Origin of the sequence: Kitasatospora mediocidica KCTC 9733 (genome assembly GCF_000744225.1) — a bacterium.
Lineage (GTDB): Bacteria > Actinomycetota > Actinomycetes > Streptomycetales > Streptomycetaceae > Kitasatospora > Kitasatospora mediocidica.
This window is the reverse complement of record NZ_JQLN01000005.1, coordinates 2,027,892-2,045,109: the sequence shown is the minus strand read 5'-3', so window position 1 is coordinate 2,045,109 and position 17,218 is coordinate 2,027,892. Positions and strand designations below refer to the sequence as shown.

General features: G+C 69.7%; 17 protein-coding genes. 4 read left to right on the top strand and 13 right to left on the bottom strand.

The features are described from left to right. Nucleotide 1: 1 nt before the first annotated feature. Entirely contained in the window at nt 2-331 is a 330-nt protein-coding gene (locus BS80_RS23015) for a hypothetical protein (RefSeq protein WP_035800192.1), read from the bottom strand. A gap of 541 nt (nt 332-872) precedes the next feature. Here BS80_RS23015 and BS80_RS23010 point away from each other — a divergent pair. Next, the gene (locus BS80_RS23010; RefSeq protein ID WP_035800190.1) at nt 873-1,748 is read left to right on the top strand and encodes a helix-turn-helix domain-containing protein; all 876 of its coding nucleotides are present in this window, start codon (nt 873-875) and stop codon (nt 1,746-1,748) included. 260 nt (nt 1,749-2,008) lie between these two features. On the opposite strand, the gene BS80_RS23005 is transcribed toward BS80_RS23010, so the two are convergent. The 3 genes from BS80_RS23005 to BS80_RS39595 form a co-directional block, all read right to left on the bottom strand. Next, on the bottom strand, nt 2,009-2,632 hold the full coding sequence (locus tag BS80_RS23005; protein WP_035800189.1) for an HAD-IA family hydrolase: 624 nt from the start codon (nt 2,630-2,632) through the stop codon (nt 2,009-2,011). Between the two features lie 271 nt (nt 2,633-2,903). Further along, nucleotides 2,904-4,145 carry an MAB_1171c family putative transporter gene (locus BS80_RS23000; RefSeq protein ID WP_035800188.1) on the bottom strand — a complete coding sequence of 414 codons (1,242 nt, stop codon included), beginning with the start codon at nt 4,143-4,145 and terminating at the stop codon, nt 2,904-2,906. Nucleotides 4,146-4,287: 142 nt separating this feature from the next. Continuing rightward, nucleotides 4,288-4,731, bottom strand: a complete 444-nt coding sequence (locus BS80_RS39595; protein ID WP_232246579.1) for a hypothetical protein — start codon at nt 4,729-4,731, stop codon at nt 4,288-4,290. Nucleotides 4,732-5,319: 588 nt separating this feature from the next. Between BS80_RS39595 and BS80_RS22995 the strand changes: the two genes are divergently transcribed. Then, nucleotides 5,320-6,156 (top strand): RNA methyltransferase, encoded by an 837-nt coding sequence (locus BS80_RS22995; RefSeq protein ID WP_035800186.1) that lies wholly within the window; start codon nt 5,320-5,322, stop codon nt 6,154-6,156. Between the two features lie 7 nt (nt 6,157-6,163). Here the strand turns inward: BS80_RS22995 and BS80_RS22990 are convergent, their stop codons facing one another. Genes BS80_RS22990 through BS80_RS22950 form a run of 9 tightly spaced genes read right to left on the bottom strand, consistent with a single transcriptional unit; the run spans nt 6,164 to nt 14,725 of the window. Then, nucleotides 6,164-7,162 (bottom strand): glycosyltransferase family protein, encoded by a 999-nt coding sequence (locus BS80_RS22990; RefSeq protein ID WP_035800185.1) that lies wholly within the window; start codon nt 7,160-7,162, stop codon nt 6,164-6,166. Continuing rightward, nucleotides 7,159-8,013 carry a glycosyltransferase family 2 protein gene (locus BS80_RS22985; RefSeq protein WP_051966939.1) on the bottom strand — a complete coding sequence of 285 codons (855 nt, stop codon included), beginning with the start codon at nt 8,011-8,013 and terminating at the stop codon, nt 7,159-7,161. Before BS80_RS22985 ends, BS80_RS22990 begins: the two co-directional genes overlap by 4 nt. Beyond that, nucleotides 8,010-8,807, bottom strand: coding sequence for an HAD family hydrolase (locus tag BS80_RS22980; protein ID WP_157536510.1), 798 nt, complete (start codon nt 8,805-8,807; stop codon nt 8,010-8,012). The genes BS80_RS22985 and BS80_RS22980 overlap by 4 nt, the downstream gene beginning before the upstream one ends. Further along, nucleotides 8,804-9,826, bottom strand: a complete 1,023-nt coding sequence (locus BS80_RS22975; RefSeq protein ID WP_035800182.1) for an NAD-dependent epimerase/dehydratase family protein — start codon at nt 9,824-9,826, stop codon at nt 8,804-8,806. The genes BS80_RS22980 and BS80_RS22975 overlap by 4 nt, the downstream gene beginning before the upstream one ends. A 26-nt stretch (nt 9,827-9,852) precedes the next feature. After that, on the bottom strand, nt 9,853-11,055 hold the full coding sequence (locus BS80_RS22970) for a polysaccharide pyruvyl transferase family protein (RefSeq protein ID WP_035800179.1): 1,203 nt from the start codon (nt 11,053-11,055) through the stop codon (nt 9,853-9,855). Nucleotides 11,056-11,071: 16 nt separating this feature from the next. Next, nucleotides 11,072-12,106, bottom strand: coding sequence for a glycosyltransferase family protein (locus BS80_RS22965; RefSeq protein WP_198045584.1), 1,035 nt, complete (start codon nt 12,104-12,106; stop codon nt 11,072-11,074). Further along, on the bottom strand, nt 12,103-13,116 hold the full coding sequence (locus BS80_RS22960; RefSeq protein WP_035800177.1) for a glycosyltransferase: 1,014 nt from the start codon (nt 13,114-13,116) through the stop codon (nt 12,103-12,105). Before BS80_RS22960 ends, BS80_RS22965 begins: the two co-directional genes overlap by 4 nt. After that, the gene (locus BS80_RS22955) at nt 13,113-13,772 is read right to left on the bottom strand and encodes a phytanoyl-CoA dioxygenase family protein (RefSeq protein ID WP_051966938.1); all 660 of its coding nucleotides are present in this window, start codon (nt 13,770-13,772) and stop codon (nt 13,113-13,115) included. The genes BS80_RS22960 and BS80_RS22955 overlap by 4 nt, the downstream gene beginning before the upstream one ends. Beyond that, the gene (locus BS80_RS22950) at nt 13,769-14,725 is read right to left on the bottom strand and encodes an NAD-dependent epimerase/dehydratase family protein (protein ID WP_035800175.1); all 957 of its coding nucleotides are present in this window, start codon (nt 14,723-14,725) and stop codon (nt 13,769-13,771) included. Before BS80_RS22950 ends, BS80_RS22955 begins: the two co-directional genes overlap by 4 nt. A 395-nt stretch (nt 14,726-15,120) precedes the next feature. Here BS80_RS22950 and BS80_RS22945 point away from each other — a divergent pair, with 395 nt between their 5' ends. Then, nucleotides 15,121-16,473, top strand: a complete 1,353-nt coding sequence (locus tag BS80_RS22945; protein WP_051966937.1) for a hypothetical protein — start codon at nt 15,121-15,123, stop codon at nt 16,471-16,473. Further along, complete coding sequence (locus tag BS80_RS22940; RefSeq protein WP_035800171.1) at nt 16,470-17,183, top strand: SDR family NAD(P)-dependent oxidoreductase; 714 nt, start codon at nt 16,470-16,472, stop codon at nt 17,181-17,183. Before BS80_RS22945 ends, BS80_RS22940 begins: the two co-directional genes overlap by 4 nt. The last annotated feature ends 35 nt before the right edge of the window (nt 17,184-17,218 follow it).

Genomic DNA, 17,218 nt, shown 5'->3' with positions numbered 1-17,218 from the left:
ATCAGCGGCTCCGGCGGGTGGCGTCGAGGTCGCCGACGACGAGTTGCCCGGTGGCGAGGTCCAGGGTGTGCGGCCGGGTCCAGTCGGCGTCCGGCCAGGTGCGCAGGACCCACCTGGCGGCGATGTTGGCCTTGGTGCGGGTCAGCGTGATCCGCGTCCCGGCCGAGTCTGCGGCCCGAGCGTGGGGGTGCGGCCACTGCCGCTCGGGGTGGGCGAGACTGACCTGCAGGATGGTGGCCCCGGGGATCAGGTCTGCGAGCTGGACGGCGAGGCGGCGGTGGCGGTCAGCGGCGTCTGGGCAGGCGAGGGTTCCGCTCGGCATGGCAAGCATGCGATACTCCGTTGTTCGTAGGAGCGCGCGGCGGTATCTCGTGCAAAGAAGTCCCGCCGCTGCGTGGTAGTGAATCGGCCCCTTCGGGGTGCCGGCCCGGCGCTTGGGAGTTGGTAGCTCCCGGGCGCCGGTTCTCGTTGGCGAGACGTGTCAGGGACCGTGCGCTCGCATTGGCCCCACCCCCTCGTTGGTCTGTCTCTTCCCCGGGTCGCTGCCCGGCGGCGGACGACGAACATACGTAGACACCTGTGGCAAGTCCACCCGGTAACCCGCTACGGGGCACACAGGGTTCGCGACGGCTGGTAGCGGGGGCTGATGCCCCCACGGCCAGTCGACACCGACTGGGTACCGGACCCCGCGGCACGTTGCGCAAATGGCCACGACGCCGCACGATAGGGGTCTTCCAGGGACTGGCACCACGGAGAGTCGGGCTCCGACCACCAGGTGCGATACAGGAACGTACGTTACTTGCGCGGATGTATCAAGCCTGGATTAGAGTGGTCTCACACACCGCCCCGGTCGCCGCCCAGCAGGAGTTCATGTGCCCCCACGTCAGTTCGACGGCAGTCGCATCCGCACTGTCCGGCGGGGCATGGAGCTCGGCCAGAAGGAGCTGGGAGACGCGGTGGGCGTCAGTGCCCCCACTGTCGCGCGGTGGGAGACCGGCCAGGACTTCCCCAAGGGGGAGAAGCTCCCCGGGATTGCGGCGGCCCTGGGGCAGCCGCTCGATGTCCTCTTCCCCCACGACGGTCCACCGGACCTGCAGCTACTGAGATGCGACGCCGGCCTCAGCGTGACGCAGGCCGCCGAAGCCATCAACGCGAGCCGGGCACCGGTGAGTAACGCCGAGGCTGGTCGGCGCAGGCTCAGCGATGCCTACGTGCAGCCGCTCGCAGCGGCGTACGGGGTGACCGAGGAGGAGCTGCTGGAGGCGCAGGACTGCTCGTTCGGCGTGCCGCCGAAGACTTCTCGCGGCAGCCAGGAGTCCGCACCCCGCACGGTCGGGGAAAAGATCAACTACCTTTTGCAATACGGGTATGCGGGCCAGCAGGCACCTTCCGACGAGGAGATCGCGCGGGCCGTCAATGATCACGCGGGCGTGACGGTCGTCACGACCAACGACATCGCGGGCCTTCGCGCGGGTGCCACCACCGATGCCTCCGACGTAGTGCGCTCGGGCCTTGCCGAGGCGCTCCAGGTCGACTCCGCCGTCTTCCAGGACGACGCCGTCCTCGTCCCGGCGGCACGCGAGTTCCTGGAATCGCTCCGCTTCCTCGGCACGATCCACGAAGGGCAGATCCTCGGGCTGGCTGCCCGCGGCAACAGCGAGGGCCTGTCAGCCGAGATGATGGCCGCCATCAACGCCCTCGTTGGGGAACTGAGACACAAGCTGCCAGAGGCGCCGGACGGGGAGTGACGGCGTCGCCAATTCGTCTTCGCCGGCCTACTCCCGGAGTGGGTTCCGCTCCACAGGCGTCGGTGCATGGCTGCTGCCGACGGGCGACCGCGCTTCAAGCGGGCCGGAACGAACTGTCACCGCCAGGCCATGCTGGCAACAGCAAAAGGGGCTGAGTCCCCGCCCCTTATCGGGGGCGGGGACTCAGCCCCTTTCGGTGTTCATGTCCTCGGGGCTCCAAGGTCGCGCCCTTGCTACACCGAGGTATCGACTCCGGCCTGTTACGCGGCGAGGTCCACACCGAGCAGCTCGGAGAGAGTGGCCACCGTCTGCTTCGGGTCCTGGTTGTGAACCCCCGCGAGCCCAAGCTGCTCTGCTGCCCCAACATACGCCTCGGTGTCATCGACGAAGATGCACTGATCGGCCGGCAGATCCATGAGCTTGAGCGTGGCCTCGAAGAGCGCCGGGTCGGGCTTGCGCATCAGGTGGTTCTCGGAGATCACCACGACGTCGTACAGGCGCTCAAGGTCGTAACCGTCGTACAGGTCCCACGGAGCGAGACCCACGCTGTTGGACAGGATGCCCACCTTGATGCCGGCTCGCCGCGCTGCGGCAGCCGCGTTGATCAGCAGGGGCTCAGGGCGAAGGTCACCGAAGATCCTGCCCATCAAGTTGTCGGGGGACACGCCCAGCATCTTGCCGGCGAACTCGTTCCACTCAGTCTGGCTCACCGCGCCGCGCTCCAGGTCGCTGGTGATCCGGACGCCAGTCTCGTCCTTGTACAGAGCCGTGAGACAGGCACCCTGCGGGAGCCCCTCGCGCTGCTCGAACGCCAGCACTGCGGGCAGGAGCGGGGTGGTGAGCACGCCTCCAAAGTCGAGGATGAGGCCGGTGCGGTTGGACATGCGGAAACTCCATTGCTGAGATTTCGTACGCGCATCCAGATCGGACGGCGTCACGCACCCAGCCGCACAGAGAGCGGCAACAGTGGCTGTGCGTCACAGCCCCGGGTGCGCTTACGGGACAGGCAAGACCTATGAGTCCACATCACCCACGGTACCAGCCCAGTCCATAAAACGGATGGTGCTGAATCTCACTTGCCAAATGACCATTCAAGATCGCCATTGCGATTGTTCCACACGGACCGGGCGTCCGAGAATTGGCACACGAGGCCGATTACAGGCTATCTACCGGTTCGCCTTCCATCGCCGCGGAGTGCACAAGAAGATCTCGCGCCTGCTCTGCGGTGGTTCCCGAGTAGACCGCACTGACTCGCGCTAGCCACGCCGCCTCACTGTCGGTATCGACGAACGGCTTCTCTCTCAGAGGGGCGGTGGCCCTCTGGCTGGGCGGGGCGGTCTCAGCAGCGAGGAGCGCGGCCTTAACCCAGTACGCCTCTGCTGCTGGCTCGGGGTCGGGGCGCGAAGCGGTGAAATCCTCCGCCGCGAACATCAGATCTCGCGGCGCATAATAGCGCAGCTTTTCGCAGGCGTCAGCAATATCCTGGGTCCATCTGTCGAGCCGGACATCATTGGGGACGCGAATTTGCACGAGCTCCGAAAGGCGCCGCCCGGGTGGGTACAGACTCGTCCCCGGAAAAGCCTCCACCAGGTCGAACCAGATGGGATAAATCCTGTAGAGGGTGCGCCAATTGTTCCACTGGGCCGCCGCCGCACGAGTTGTGGGAATACTCGCGCCTACAGCAACGATCAGGAACAGCAGGTCCATCCACAGCGACGTGGCGTCTACGAGCAGCTGCACCATGGAGGGGCCTATAGGGAAGGCCACCGCAGACCAAAGGATGGCGATACGGGCCAACGTATGAGCCAGCCCCATCCACATCGAGATGCCCATCAAGCTCAGCCCGATACGCATACTCGCGCACTCGGCCTGGCGCGCTGCCCGCGTCCACTGATATCCGCAGATAGCAGTCGTGACAAGCGGGAAGAAATAGAAAACGGTCATGTAGACCGCGACACCCCACTGTCCGGCGTGGTCGATGAGGAAATTCTCACTCGGCCTGCGACGGTCCACCACGGTGAAAAAGAGAACCGTGAGCAGAATGACGCCTACCGCGCCGGCCTTGTAGGACGCGCGGGCGATCCAGCGGGAGACGGCCACGTGACGGGGCACGACCGCCGCCGAGCTCTTCCCGTAGCTGGTGGCGACGTAGGTCAGGGCCGCGATGATCGCTGCCGTGCTGGCGAAGTGTCTGAGTAGGGCGCTCAGATCCACCACGGGAACATGATCCATCGCATTCATTACTGCTGGCGTATAGAGCCACAGGGCTACGGCGAATCCGGCATACCCGCCCCAGAGCGCCCTGCGGTGGGAGTCACCGTAGCGAACAGCGGGAAATCTCCACACTACGATGACAGTCATCACTGCCGCAGTCAGGTATTGAAAGTAATGGAACATCTAACCAATGACTATCTGCGCAGGCCGCGCGCTTTGTCACCCTAAAAGGCGACCACTACGACCTTAATTACCGGTAGGGAGAATGTTTGCTCGACGGAAGTCGTCGGGAAATTTCACGTCTATAAGAGCCATCCAACTACGATTAGCGTCGGCGCCTTGGCGGAGCCACCGGGTGCACAAGCGAGGACTCCAGCAGGCTGACCATGTCGTCCCCGGTGAAAGCTTGGCGCCGCGCCAGACGCTTTATCAACGATGCCGAAATCTCGGCCTGCTTTTCCTCGAGGCTGCCAAAGTCCACACGCCCCTGAACCAGAGCCAATGGAAAACGCTTCAGGACCTCTTGGCGAACTCGCTTGGGGACGTACCGCTCGATCTCGGCAGGTGTCAGCGAGGTCCCATGATCCAGCCATTCATGCGCAAGCTCATGGAGAATTACATGCTCGGTGTTATTTCGACTTGAACGACGGCGATAGAGAATGACCGTGAACTCTGGCGTTTTTACCCTAAGACCGCAAGCTGTACCCAAGCCTCCGTCAGGGTCATCCAGCGGCAATAGCCGAATCTGGCGACCCAACGCGGTCTCCATGTTCCGCACCAATGCCTCGGCACTGAAAGGAGTAGGAATAGGAAGATCGGCGAGCAGCCTCTCACACTGCTTGACAAGGGCACGCTGCGACGGATCCCCACGCCAATGCATACTCGCTCCAGTTCACTGCCAGCCCCACCCTGATGCTCCTACGCAAGGCGCTAGCAGCCGGGAGCCATTACTTTCCGTGTGCGACAGCCTCCCGCACATCTCATCCACAAACGATCGTACAAGGCGGAATATGTGGTACGCGCGGGCAGGCATGTAGCGAATGTCACCCACAGGCGATAGCACCACTACCCATATACCAAGATCGAATCTTGACCCTTCGGCGCCTTAATTGATCTTTGTACTGCACATAGCACGGTCCGGGCCGGCCCCAACCGCTGGCGGCACGCAGACCACGGCCCCGGCCCTGACGGCCAGGTCCTCGCCAGCGCCAGGAGGACGCGCTCGATCCGGTGATCAGGACCGCCAGTCAGCCCTCCCGGCTGGGGCCCGCTGCCGGTGTAGGGTTTCAGACTGCGCTGGTGCGGACTCCGCCGTGGTCGGAACGCATCGAGGTAGTCGGCTCATCTTGGAGGACAGGTGCCAGCGATCCAGCGAATCACCTCCCGCAACGCCCGGTTCCAGCTGTGGGAGGCGCTGCTCACCAACCGGAAGAAGCGCAACCAGCTCGGCGAGTTCCTGGTCCAGGGTGTTCGGCCGATCTCGCTGGCCGTGGAGTACGGCTGGCCGATCCACGCGCTGCTCTACGACGAGCGGCGGAAGTTGTCGAGCTGGGCGCAGGAGTTGCTGCGGACGACCCGGGCTGAGCGGATCGTGATGGCGCCCGAACTGCTGGCGGAGCTGGGCGAGAAGACCGAGGGCGTGCCCGAGGTGATCGCGGTGGTCGGATTGCCGGCGGACGACCTCGGCCGGATCGAGGTCGGAGGTGACTTCCTCGGGGTCCTCTTCGACCGGCCGACCACGCCGGGCAACATCGGGAGCATCATTCGGTCGGCTGACGCCTTCGGCGCGCACGGGATGATCGTTTCAGGTCACGCAGCCGACGTCTACGATCCGAAGGCCGTGCGGGCAACCACGGGCAGCCTGTTCTCGCTGCCGTCCGTCCGCGTGCCGGGGCCGAACGAGGTGATGGCCTGGGTGGAGCAGCAGCGAGCCGCCGGTCGCCCCCTGGTCCTGGTGGGCACGGACGAGAAGGGCGACGCCGATGTCTTCGACTTCGACCTGACTCAGCCGGTGCTGCTGCTGGTGGGCAACGAGACGACCGGGCTGTCCAGCGCGTGGCGGGAGCTGTGCGACTTCACGGTGAGCATCCCGATGACGGGGGCGGCCAGTTCACTGAACGCCTCGAACGCTACGACCGCGGTCCTGTACGAGGCTGCCCGGCAGCGGATCGCGGCCGGGCAGCGTTCGCGCTGATCTCAGCTCAGGTCCAGGTGCCGCCCGCGATGGCGCGGCGGTAGACCTCCTGGTACTTCGCGGCGACCACGTGGTGGCCCCAGCGGTCGACCGCGGTGGCGCGGAGGTACTCCGGGGCCGGAAGGCCGGCCAGAATCTTGGCGGCCTCCTCCGCAGTCGGTGTCTGCTCAACCGGTAGGGCGATGCCGACGTGCGGAGCGATCTCGCCCAAGCAGCCGTTGTCGGTGGCGATGACCGGGGTGCCACTGACGGCGGCCTCGGCGACGACGGTGGCCCCGGGCTCGATCCACTCGCCTCCGAAGGGGCCGCCGAACGGCTGCGAGAGGGCAAGCAGGGCCGCCGCACCGGCGAGCAGGCTGGTGCGGCGGCTACCTCCGACCTCTCCGATGTACTCCGTGCCGGGGTAGTCGGCGAGGATGCCGTGAAGGTAATCCGGCTCCCATGCCGGTCCGGCGAGTTTCAGCGGGAGGCCGGCGGCTTGGGCGAAGGCGGCGGCATCCCGCGCGCCCTTGTGGACGGAGACCCGGCCGAGGAACAGCAGGAAGTCGTCCTTCTTCTCCCGGTAGGTGTAGCGGTCGGGGTTGACCGGCAGCCGGATGATCGGCGCGTCCGCAGACCCGGCGGCTCGGCGCTGGGCGTGGGAGAGGTAGACGCCGTTTACCCGGTGCTCGGGCACACCGTTGAGGTGGTGGGTGCGGACTGCGGGCCAGTCGGGTTCGGCGGGCAGCAGTTGGCCGTTGGTGTGGTCGTGCACCACGTCCGGGTCGAACGCGCGCAGCGCTTCCAGGGTGGTGTCGTAGGTGGTGGCGTTCGATACGGTCACACCCGACCGGGGGGCGGTGCCGGGGGCGCCGACGAGGAGGATCTCGCACCCGTCGGCCAGGAGTCCGTCGATGAGGGTGGCGACCACCCACTGGATGCCGCCGTAGCCCTGTGGCGGGACGGAGATCCACTGGGTGGTGTCCTGCCCGTACCGGTGGGGCGGGTTGAGCATGGCGATCTTCACGAGTGACTCCGGGCCGGTTCGAGGAGTTCGCGGCCGATGCCGGTCAGCACGGCGGCGGTGTACAGGAGGGCGAGCACGGCGGGTCGCGTACCGGGGCCGCCGGAGCGGTTGCGTCTCCACTCCTTGTGCAGGCCGGCGCGCGCGGTGCGGCGGCGGACTTCGCTGCGGCCCTGCCAGTAGGCGCGGCGCAGGAGGTAGCCGGGGCGGAGACGGTGGGCGGGGATCAGGTGGCGGACCTGGGTGTCGTGGAGGACTGCGGTGGTCGCGCCAAGGGCGGTGAGCCGGCGTACGAGCGTGGTGTCTTCGGCGGAGGCCAGGTTGTTGCCTACGCGGCCCAGGCGGCTGTCGAAGTCCAGCCCGAGCAGGCGGGCGTGGTCGCGGTCGAGGGCGAAGTAGCCGCCCCAGATGCTGGCGGGCAGGTCGGGGTGGTGGGAGCCGAGGTAGTGCAGCTGCCCGGCGGTGAGCCACCACGGGGTTCGGCGTCCCTGGAGGTCGGCGGTGATCCGGGTGCCGGCCACGTGCGCTCCGTCGGCGAGCGTGGATCGCAGGTGCTCGATGGCGGCGGTGGTGGGGACGATGTCGTCGTCCACGAATACGACGTGCCGGGTGGGGGCCTCTTTCAGGGCGAGGTTGCGGCTGTAGGACAGGCCGATGGTGGCCCCGTTGAAGAAGACGGTGCGTCGCGGGTCGGCAGCCTGGGCGAGTCGCCGTTGGGTGGTGGCGTCCGCAGCGGTGTCCACGACGACCACGAGGTGGTCGTCCGGGCCGAGGAGACCGGTCAGCCGGTCGAGGGCGGCCGGGAGCAGGCCCAGCCGGTTGCTGCACACCGCCACGGTGAGGGGGACAGTCACCGGGCCACCGCCTGGCGGTGCCGGGCCGGGGCGCTGTCGGTGAGCAGGGTGGCCAGGTCGGCGAGGTCACGGGCGTGCAGGCTGTGGTCTGCGGCGGGGTGCCGGCGGACCTCCAGGCGTTCGGCCCGCACCTCCCGGTAGGCGGCGACCAGCGTCGGGTCGGTGCCGGGCGGGGCGCTCCAGCCGGTGGGCGGGGTGACGAGAGCGGCGTGGGCGCCGAGGCGCTGGGCGGGGGCGGCGTCGTGGTCGGGCCGGTCGCCGACCATGAGGGTGGTGGCCGGGTTCCAGCCGAGCTGTTCGATGGCCCAGCCGAGGAGGCCGGGGTCGGGCTTGGCGATGCCCACGGTGGTGTCGAGGGCGACGAGTGCCAGGTGCTCGGTGGTGCCGCTGGCGCGTAGGACCTCCTCGCACTCGGGGGGCTGGTTGGCGACCACGCACACCGGCCAGTGTTCGGCGAGGGCGGCGAGGGCGGCGACGGCTCCGGGGACCAGCTGCGCGAGGTCGGCCCAGCGGCGGCGGACGCTGGTCCAGGCGTGCGTGCCGGCCGGGCTGTAGAGGCCGGGGTTGGCGGTGGCGCTGGCCCGCTGGAGGTAGAAGCGGCGCATCTCGGCGGTGAAGTGCTCGATGGTCAGGGTCGGGTCGGCTTCTCCGGCCAGCTCCAGGACGCCTTGGAGCCAGGCGAGTTCGAAGGGCTCGTCGTAGTAGAGGACGCCGCCGACGTCGGTAGCGATGGTCTCGACGGCCGGGGCGGCGGTGGCCTTGGCGGGCTTGGCGGGCTTGGCGGGCTTGGTCACGGGGCGTCCGTCCGGGAGGTGGCGGTGGCGTACCACTCGGGCTGGGTGTCGGGGCCGGTTTCGAGGGTGAGCGTGCTGCGCGGGGTGACGGGGCCGTGGCCCTTGGCCCAGGCGGCGGTGGCGTCGAGGCCGGCGGCCAGCGGGGTGTCCTCCCAGCCGCCGAGCAGCATCCGGGCGAGTTCGCTGCTGGTGTAGGCGGCGTGGACCTCCTCGCGGGTGTCCAGGTGGCGGATCGGGTGGTCGGGGACGCCCATCGCCTCGCGGACCGCGTGGGCCATCTCCAGGACGGTGCAGGGCTGCTGGCTGCCGACGTTGATCACCCGGTTCCAGTGCCGGGGGGTCTCGGCGGCGTCGAGGAAGCAGCCGACGATGTCGTGCACGTAGGTGAAGGAGCGCCGCTGGCTGCCGTCGCCGTACACGGTGATCGGCTCGCCGCGCATGATCTGGTTGAGGAAGATCGCCACCGCGTTGCGCAGGGGGTCGCCCATGTTCTGCCGCTCGCCGTAGACGTTGTGCATCCGCAGCGCCGTGAACGGCAGGCCCTGCATCTGTGCGGTGATGGCGAGTTCGCGCTCGATGGTGAGCTTGGCGTTGCCGTAGCTGTCGACGGGCTGCGGGTGGTCGTCCTCGCACATCGGGACGCGGCCGGTGCCGTAGACGGCGACGGAGGAGGCGTAGGAGAAGTACCGGACCTTGGTGCGCAGGGCGGCGTTGATCAGGTGGGTGCTGCCGAGGACGTTGACCTCGTAGTTGTGGGCCTTGACTGCGTGGCTGATGCCCTCGGCGGCGAACGCGGCCAGGTGGAAGACGCTGTCGAAGGCGTGGTCGGCGAAGAGGTCGTCCACCACGGCGCGGTCGGCGATCGACCCGGTGACGAGGGTCGCACCGGCGGGGACGTTCTCCTTCTTGCCGCCTTCGAGGTTGTCCAGGACGACGACCTCGTGTCCGGCGGCCAGGAGCCGGTCGGCGAGGTGGGAACCGATGAATCCGGCTCCGCCGGTGACCAGGTGCAGGGCCATGCTGTTCTCCGATCGGGTTGGGAGGGTCAGGAGTTGAGGAGTGCGTGTACCCGGGCGATGTCCGCCGTGGCGAGCGCTACCGCGGCGGGGAGCCGGGTGGCGAGGTGGTCGCGGAGCTTCTCGGTGTCCAGGCGGGCGAGGTGCTCGGCGGCGGCAGGGTCGGCGGTGAACTCGGCGATGTCACGGTGGACGTCGCCGGCCGGGACGGCGGGACCGTACGTGTCGGCGAGGACGCCGTGGAACTTCGGGCTGTGGCCGAGGGCGACGGCGGGGGTGCCGCTGGACAGGGCACCGATCGAGGCGTGCAGGCGCTCGGAGATCACCAGTTCCGCCCCGCCGAGGACGGCCTTGTAGTCGCTGGCTCCGGTGCCGTCGGCGTCCAGGACGTGCACCGGCACACCGGGTAGGCGGGCTGCGATCTGCCGGGCCAGGAGGCGGTCGTCGTTGTGCTCGCGGGAGTCGTGGCAGTGCGGGACGAGGACCAGGGGCCGGCAGCGTACGCGCCACAGGGTGTCGGCGAGGCGGGTCAGCGCGTCGAGGTGCTCGGTGTCGGTGATCGGGCTGTAGCGGGTGACGCCCCGGCTCGGCGCCAGGCACACGTACTCCTGCCCGGTGTCGAGGCCGGCGTCAGTGAGTAACTGCTGGGCGCGGTCCGGCGCGGAGGGCTGGAGGAGGAAAGCGGGGTCGGCGGAGAGCTGGACCTTGTCGGCGGGCAGGCCGAGCTGCTCGGTGAGGTAGGACAGGGTGGTGCTCTCGCGGACGGTCAGCAGGTCGAGCCGCTGGGCGGTGGCGGTGAACGCGGCCTGTTCGGCGGGGTCGGTGAGCGGGCCGACGGACTGGCCGACCATCGCGGTGGGGATGCCGAGCTGCTGGGCCCGGTCGAGCACGGCGAGGTAGGAGGTGGAGACGCCGTAGTCGGAGGTGTGCAGGTCGCCGCCGGTAGCGAGGACCAGGTCCGCGTGCTGGAGCAGGCGCGAGGCGCGCTCACGTCGGTGCGGCTCGGTTTCGACCGGTCGCAGGGTTGCCCAGGAGCGGGAGAGGACGAACGGGTCTGCGGTGCAGTCGGCTCCGCTGCCGGCCAGGGCCTCGGCGTCCAGGTCGGGGGTCTGGGTGAGGACGGTGACCGTGGTGTCCGGCGTGGGGGCCAGCGCGGTGGCCAGGGAACGGGCGAGGGCCTCGACTCCTCGGCTCTCGCAGCTGGTGATGCCGGTGAGCAGGATGTTGGGCACGGAGGTCCTTCCTGGGCTATTGGGTGAAGGCGAGGAGCTGGCCGAGGACGCGCCGGTAGTTGAAGCCGCGGCGGAGTTCGTCCTGGATGCGGCCCAGCCGCCGGCGGTTGGCGGGGGCGTCGCGCAGCAGCCGCGCGAGGCACCCGGCAGGGTCCTCGCCGAGGAGGAATGGGGCGATGTCCTCGCCGTAGAGGCTGGTGGTGTAGGCGAGTTCGGGCGACAGGGCGGGCATGGTGCCGGCCGCGACGGTCTCGAACATGCGGGGAGTGAGCAGGTGCTGGTGGGCGAGCAGGGGGCGGGCCAGGACAGGGGTGATCTCGGCCTTCGCCATCTGGGTGAGGACCTGGCCGAACGGGACTGGGCCGGTGACCTTGACGCCGCGCTCGGCCAGCCAGCCGGGCCGGTTGGCGGTGGCAGTGAGGTGCTCGGGGTGGGGGTCGCCGGACCACCAGCGGCCGGCCACCCGCAGGCGGGTCAGCGGCGGCCTCGCCGACCGGGCGGCCTCCACGAGCTGGGCGAGGGCGTCCCAGCGCCACCAGTTCGCGCCGACGTACTGGAGGTCGTAGGTCGCGGCCGGTGCCCGCTCAGGCCGGTGCGTCGGCTTGGGCATCCCGAAGTAGGGGAAGAATTGCGCGCCGTCCGGGAGTTCGCCGAGGCGCGGCTGGAGGATCAGGTCGCTCAGTTGGTGGTAGAGCTGCTGCCACTGCTGGTGGCCGTAGGCTCCGGCGGAGTCGTCGGCGCCGAGGACGGTGTGCTCGCCCCAGTGCGCGTCCGGGTCCAGGACGATCCGGCGTTCGCGCGGGAAGCGCTCGCACAGCTCCAGCCGCTTCTCGTCCAGGAACTGGCGGCCCTCGAAGACCAGGACCAGGTGGGTGCCCCAGGCGAGGTCGTCGACGATCGGCAGGAGGCCGGGGACCTGGTCGTCCAGGCGGCACAGCGGCCCGGCCAGGGCGACTTCGCAGTCCAGCGCTGGGGCGGCGCGCACGTACTCGGCGACCATGTGCGCCGATCCGGCCTGCCAGTGGAAGTCTCCGGCGAACAGCACCCTCACCGCGCGACCCCGGCAGCGCGCAGGCGGCGGTGGGCGCGGCGGCGGCGCGCGATGGTCGGGGCGAGCCCCAGCAGCCACCACGCGGCGGCGGCTGTCTCCGCCCACCCGCGGACCGGGGTGGTGTTGCCACCGACCGAGCGGCCGGCCAGGTCCTGGCGCAACCACCGCCCGGCCAGGGAGAGGATCGCGGGCCATGTCCAGGTGATGTCGGTGAGCAGGAAGTAGTAGCGGTTGCGGCGCATCTGCACCCGCCGGTAGGTGCTCGCTCCAGTGCTTCCGCCGCCGTAGTGCTGGATGCCCAGGTCCAGGTTGAGGGCGACTCGCCAGTTCGCCCAGCGGGCCCGGCGGCACAGGTCGGTCTCGTCGTAGTAGGTGTGGAAGACCCGGTCGAACAGGCCGAGGGTGCGCAGGACCGTGGCGCGGACGAAGAAGGCCGAGCCCTGGACGTATGCGTGCTCCAGGGTGGCGGGGGCACGGCCGTGCGCGGGGCCGGCCGGGGAGGGTCGGTTCGGGCGGTCGCCCACGAAGCCGTCAACCTCGCCCAGCTTCAGCGCGTGGGTCGACCACTCGTTGTGCTCGTCCAGGGCGACGGTGTCGCCGTCGGCGGCGGTGTAGGTGTACTGCATGGGGCCGCAGATGCCGTAGGTGGGCCATTGCTCCATGAAGGCGGTCAGCTGCTGGACGAGGTCTGCCGGGGTGCGGGTGTCGGGGTTGACGAGGAACACGTAGTCGGCGCCGGCGGTCAGGGCGGCACGCATGCCGACGTTGTTGGCGCGGGCGAAGCCCAGGTTGGCGTCGTTCTCGATGATCCGCACCGTGGGGAAGTCGTCGCGGACCAGCGCGGTGCTGCCGTCGGTGGAGGCGTTGTCGACGTACCAGACGGTGAGGTCGAGGTCGGAGGTGTCGCTGGCGAGGAGGGTGGACAGGCAAGCGGGCAGCCAGCGGGCCTCGTTGGTGCCGACCGTGATGGTGGCGACCTTCGGGCGGCGGGTGGGTGCGGGGCTGGTCACGGTGCCTCCGTGGTGTCGGGGACGAACTCGATGACGAGGCTGCGGCGGGGCCGCGCGGTGGGGTTGGGACGCGAGGCGTGGACGGCCCGTACGTCGTGCACGGCCACGTCGCCGGCCAGTGCGCCGACCGTCTGGACGGGCCCGGCCTCGCGGGCCCGGTCGACGTCGGCGTCGTCGGCCAGCAGGTGGCTGCCGGGAACGAACTCCAGCGCTCCGTTGGAGGCGTCCGAATCGTCCAGGAACAGGCTCAGGTTGATGGCGTGGCCGGGTTCGGCGTCGGTGCGGTCGCGGTGCCAGGGGACGGCGGCGGCCACGTGCGGCATCTTGACGATCATGGCGATGACCCGGGCCCGCGCTGGACAGCCCAGGATGCTCTCGGCGAGGTGGTGCAGCGGGCCGGTGGCGAACAGCCCGGCCGCGAGTGGGGCGCCCGGCTGCTGCTCAAGGTTGTGGACGCGGTAGAGCACCGGCTTGCACTCGCCATCGCGGGTGAAGGACCAGAAGTCCTCGCCGCGGTGGCCACCCTCGAACGCGGCCACCAGGGTGTCGGCCTCGGTTCGCAGCCGCTCCAGCAGCGGGCCGGTGACAACGGCCGGGACGACGGTGTACCCGTCTGCCCAGAGCTCGCCAAGGTCGGCGGCGGTCGGGGCGTTCACCGGGTGGCCCCGGCGGCGAGCTGCTGGGTGAACCAGGCGACGGTGGCGGCCAGGCCGTCCTCGATCGCCGTGCGCGGCGCCCACCCGAACACCTCACGGGCCACGGTGGTGTCCGGCCTGCGGCGGACCGGGTCGTCCTCGGGCAGGTCGGTGAACTCGACCTCCGCGGCGGAGCCGGTGAGGTCGAGGACCAGGTGGGCGAGGGCCAGGACCGTGCGCTCGTCCTCGGTGCCGAGGTTGACCGGGCCGGGGTGGTCACTCGCGGCGACCGCGAGCAGCCCGGCGACAGTGTCCTCGACGTAGCACAGGGAGCGGCTCTGGCCGCCGTCCCCGGCGACCTGGAGGGGCTGCCCGGCGAGTGCCCGGGTGACGAAGGCCGGCACCGCGCGGCCGTCGTCGGCCCGCATCCGGGGGCCGAAGGTGTTGAAGATCCGCACGATCGCGGTGTTGGTGCCGAACTCGCGGCGGTACGCCGCGGTGGCGGCCTCCGCGAAGCGCTTGGCTTCGTCGTAGACGCTGCGCGGGCCGATCGGGTTGACGTTGCCCCAGTACCCCTCGGTCTGCGGGTGCTGGTGCGGGTCGCCGTACACCTCCGACGTCGAGGCCAGGACGAACCGGGCGCCGCGTTCCTTCGCCAGCTCCAGCGCGTTCAACGTGCCGACGGAGCCGACCGAAAGGGTCGGGATGGGGTGGCGCAGGTAGTCCGCCGGGGACGCCGGCGAGGCGAGGTGGAACACCACGTCCACCGGGACCGCGACGGCGAGCTTGTCGTTGACGTCCTGCTCGACCAGCTCGAAGTACGGGGAGGTGACCAGGTGCGCGATGTTGGCGCGCCTGCCGGTCAGGAAGTTGTCCACGCAGACCACGGCGAAGTCGTCGCGGATCAGCGCGTCACACAGGTGCGAGCCGATGAATCCGGCTCCGCCGGTCACGACAGCGGTCCTTCGGGGCATGGGGCTCCTCCAGGGGCGAGCACGCCGGACCCGCCCGGCGGCACGAGGGCACGGCGGACTGAGCGGCGTACAAGGTGAGCGGATGCGGGCGCGACCGGCTTGCCGCGCCCAATGCGATCGGTGCGAGTGGTCCGTCGGCGTGACGTCGTCTCGCTGCGCGGCCGGGTCAGCAACAGGTTTCTGAGGTGGTCCCCGGCCGCCCCCGGGCGCCCGGCCGTTGTCTTTCCAGCCGGACACCCTTCGGGGGGAGCACTAGCTAACCCCCGATCAACTCCCTCTGAACAGAAGGGGCTTGTCGTCTTCCTGTCGTCTTCTGACCCCAGCCGCCCCAGATGTAGCATCAGCACACAGTGGCGAACCGGCTACAATCCGGTGAACACATCGAAGGGTTGGGGATGGGCCGAGTTGCCGGCTTACGCACACCAATACGGCTGGTTCACCCGCTGAGCGTCGTCCGCGACGAGCGCGGCTGGACCTACCAGGACGTCGTGGACATCGTCGCCAAGCCCACCCGCCGGTCGGCGGACCGGCGCAAGGCGTGGAAGTGGGAGCACTGGGGCGTCGAGCCGGATGCCGAGAGCCAGGCCGCCCTCGCCGAGGCGGTCGGCATACCGCTGAGTGAGGTGCACCGGCTCGGCTGGCCCGGCTGGCTGCCGGACGGCGGCCCGGTCCAGACCGGTTTCCCCTGGACGAGGGCGGGGACGCTCCAGGCGTTGGACGACACCCTGGAGCACGCCATGCCCGACCGACGCGGGTTTATGAAGCTCGGCGGCCAGGCCCTGATCGTGCTGGCCGGCCAGTGGCTCACCCGAGACCCCGAACCGGTGGCGGCAGCGCTCGCCGGAGGCCGCGTAGACAAGCAGCTCGTCGCAGACCTGGAGAGCGGCCTTCCCCGGCTCCGACGCCTGGAGGCCCGCCTCGGCGGCCCTCGGGCCCGCCACCTCCTGGACGCCGAACTCGACACCGTCACCGGCATCCTCAAGGAAGCTTCCTACACCGACCGGGTCGGCCAGCGGCTGCTTCGCCTCAGCGCCGAACTCGCCCGCCTCGCCGGTTGGTCCTCCTTCGACGCCGGGCTCCACACCGCGGCCCAGCGGTACTGGACCAGCGGCCTACGAGCCGCCCACACCGCCAACGACCGCGCACTGGGCGCCAACATCGTCAAGTCGCTCAGCCTCCAGTGCTACGACCACGGCCTGTTCGCCGACTCCCTCACGCTCGCGGAAGCCGCCGTCGAAGGTGCGGGCGCCGTCACCCCCCGCACCCTGGCCATGCTGCTGCTGCGGCAGGCCCGCGCGGCGGCGGCCTGCGGAGACAGCGCCGAGTGCGACCGCCTGCTGTCCGCCGCCGAGACCCAGATGGACCGCGCCGCAGCCGGTGACGAGGACCCCGCCTGGACCAGCTACTTCGACACGGCGGAGTTCCACGCCCAGACCGCCACCTGTCACGCCGACCTGGGCCGCCCGACCCTCGCCCAGAACAACTACGCCACCGCGCTGGCCCTCATGCCGGCCGCCAAGCGACGCGACCTGGCCACCTACACCATCCAGAACGCCCGGACACACACCGCCCTCGGCGACGCCGACCACGCGGTCCACCTTCTGGAAACGGCCATCCCGATGATCACCGCCGCACCGTCCCAGCGGAACGCGGCCCGCGCAGCAGCGGCCCGTGCCGAACTCCCACTCACCGCAAAGGACCCGAAAGTCCAGCGACTCGACCAACTGCTCGCCACACTGGTCGCATGACCGACTTCTCGGACCAGCGCGTAGCACTCGTCTCCGGCGGCAACCGCGGCCTCGGCTTCGCCGTCGCCGCCCAACTCGCCGCACAGGGCATCCACGTCGTCATGGGCGTGCGCGATCGCCTGGCCGGCCGCGACGCCGAGACGGCCCTGGGCCGCAAGGGCCTGATGGTGCACTCCCACGTCCTCGACGTCACCGACCCCGCGAGTGTTGCCCGGGCCGTCGCCGATGTCGCCGCCCCGTTCGGCCGCCTGGACATCTTGGTCAACAACGCCGCCGTCGCCATCGACCGCCAACAGCCAGCCGCATCGCCCGACTTCGAGAAGATCCGCGCCACCCTCGACACCAACCTGCTCGGCGCCTGGCGCCTCAGCGCCGCCGCCATCGGCGAGATGCGGAAGAACAACTTCGGCCGGATCGTCAACATCACCAGCCACCTCGGCTCCCAGAACAACATGGGCACCGGCAACGTGAGTTACCGCGTCTCCAAGGCCGGCCTCAACGCCCTCACCCAGATCCTCGCCGCCGAACTCGACGGCACCGGCATCCTCGTCAACGCCGCAGCCCCCGGCCGGATGAACACCCGCATGGCCTACGAGGAGACGGACCGCACCCCCGAGGAAGCCGCAGACACGCCCGTCTGGCTCGCCACCCTGCCCGACGACGGCCCCACCGGCGGCCTCTTCTACGAACGCCAGCCCCTGTCGTGGTGAATCTCGGGCCCGAGCGCACCGGCCCTGCTCACCCG

Excerpts from the sequence above, each read along its gene's own strand:
- BS80_RS23015 (WP_035800192.1), bottom strand. The coding sequence starts at position 331 with ATGCTTGCCATGCCGAGCGGAACCCTCGCCTGCCCAGACGCCGCTGAC.
- BS80_RS23005 (WP_035800189.1), bottom strand. The coding sequence starts at position 2,632 with ATGTCCAACCGCACCGGCCTCATCCTCGACTTTGGAGGCGTGCTCACC.
- BS80_RS23000 (WP_035800188.1), bottom strand. The coding sequence starts at position 4,145 with ATGTTCCATTACTTTCAATACCTGACTGCGGCAGTGATGACTGTCATC.
- BS80_RS39595 (WP_232246579.1), bottom strand. The coding sequence starts at position 4,731 with ATGGAGACCGCGTTGGGTCGCCAGATTCGGCTATTGCCGCTGGATGAC.
- BS80_RS22975 (WP_035800182.1), bottom strand. The coding sequence starts at position 9,826 with ATGGCCCTGCACCTGGTCACCGGCGGAGCCGGATTCATCGGTTCCCAC.
- BS80_RS22950 (WP_035800175.1), bottom strand. The coding sequence starts at position 14,725 with ATGCCCCGAAGGACCGCTGTCGTGACCGGCGGAGCCGGATTCATCGGC.
- BS80_RS22945 (WP_051966937.1), top strand. The coding sequence starts at position 15,121 with ATGGGCCGAGTTGCCGGCTTACGCACACCAATACGGCTGGTTCACCCG.
- BS80_RS22940 (WP_035800171.1), top strand. The coding sequence starts at position 16,470 with ATGACCGACTTCTCGGACCAGCGCGTAGCACTCGTCTCCGGCGGCAAC.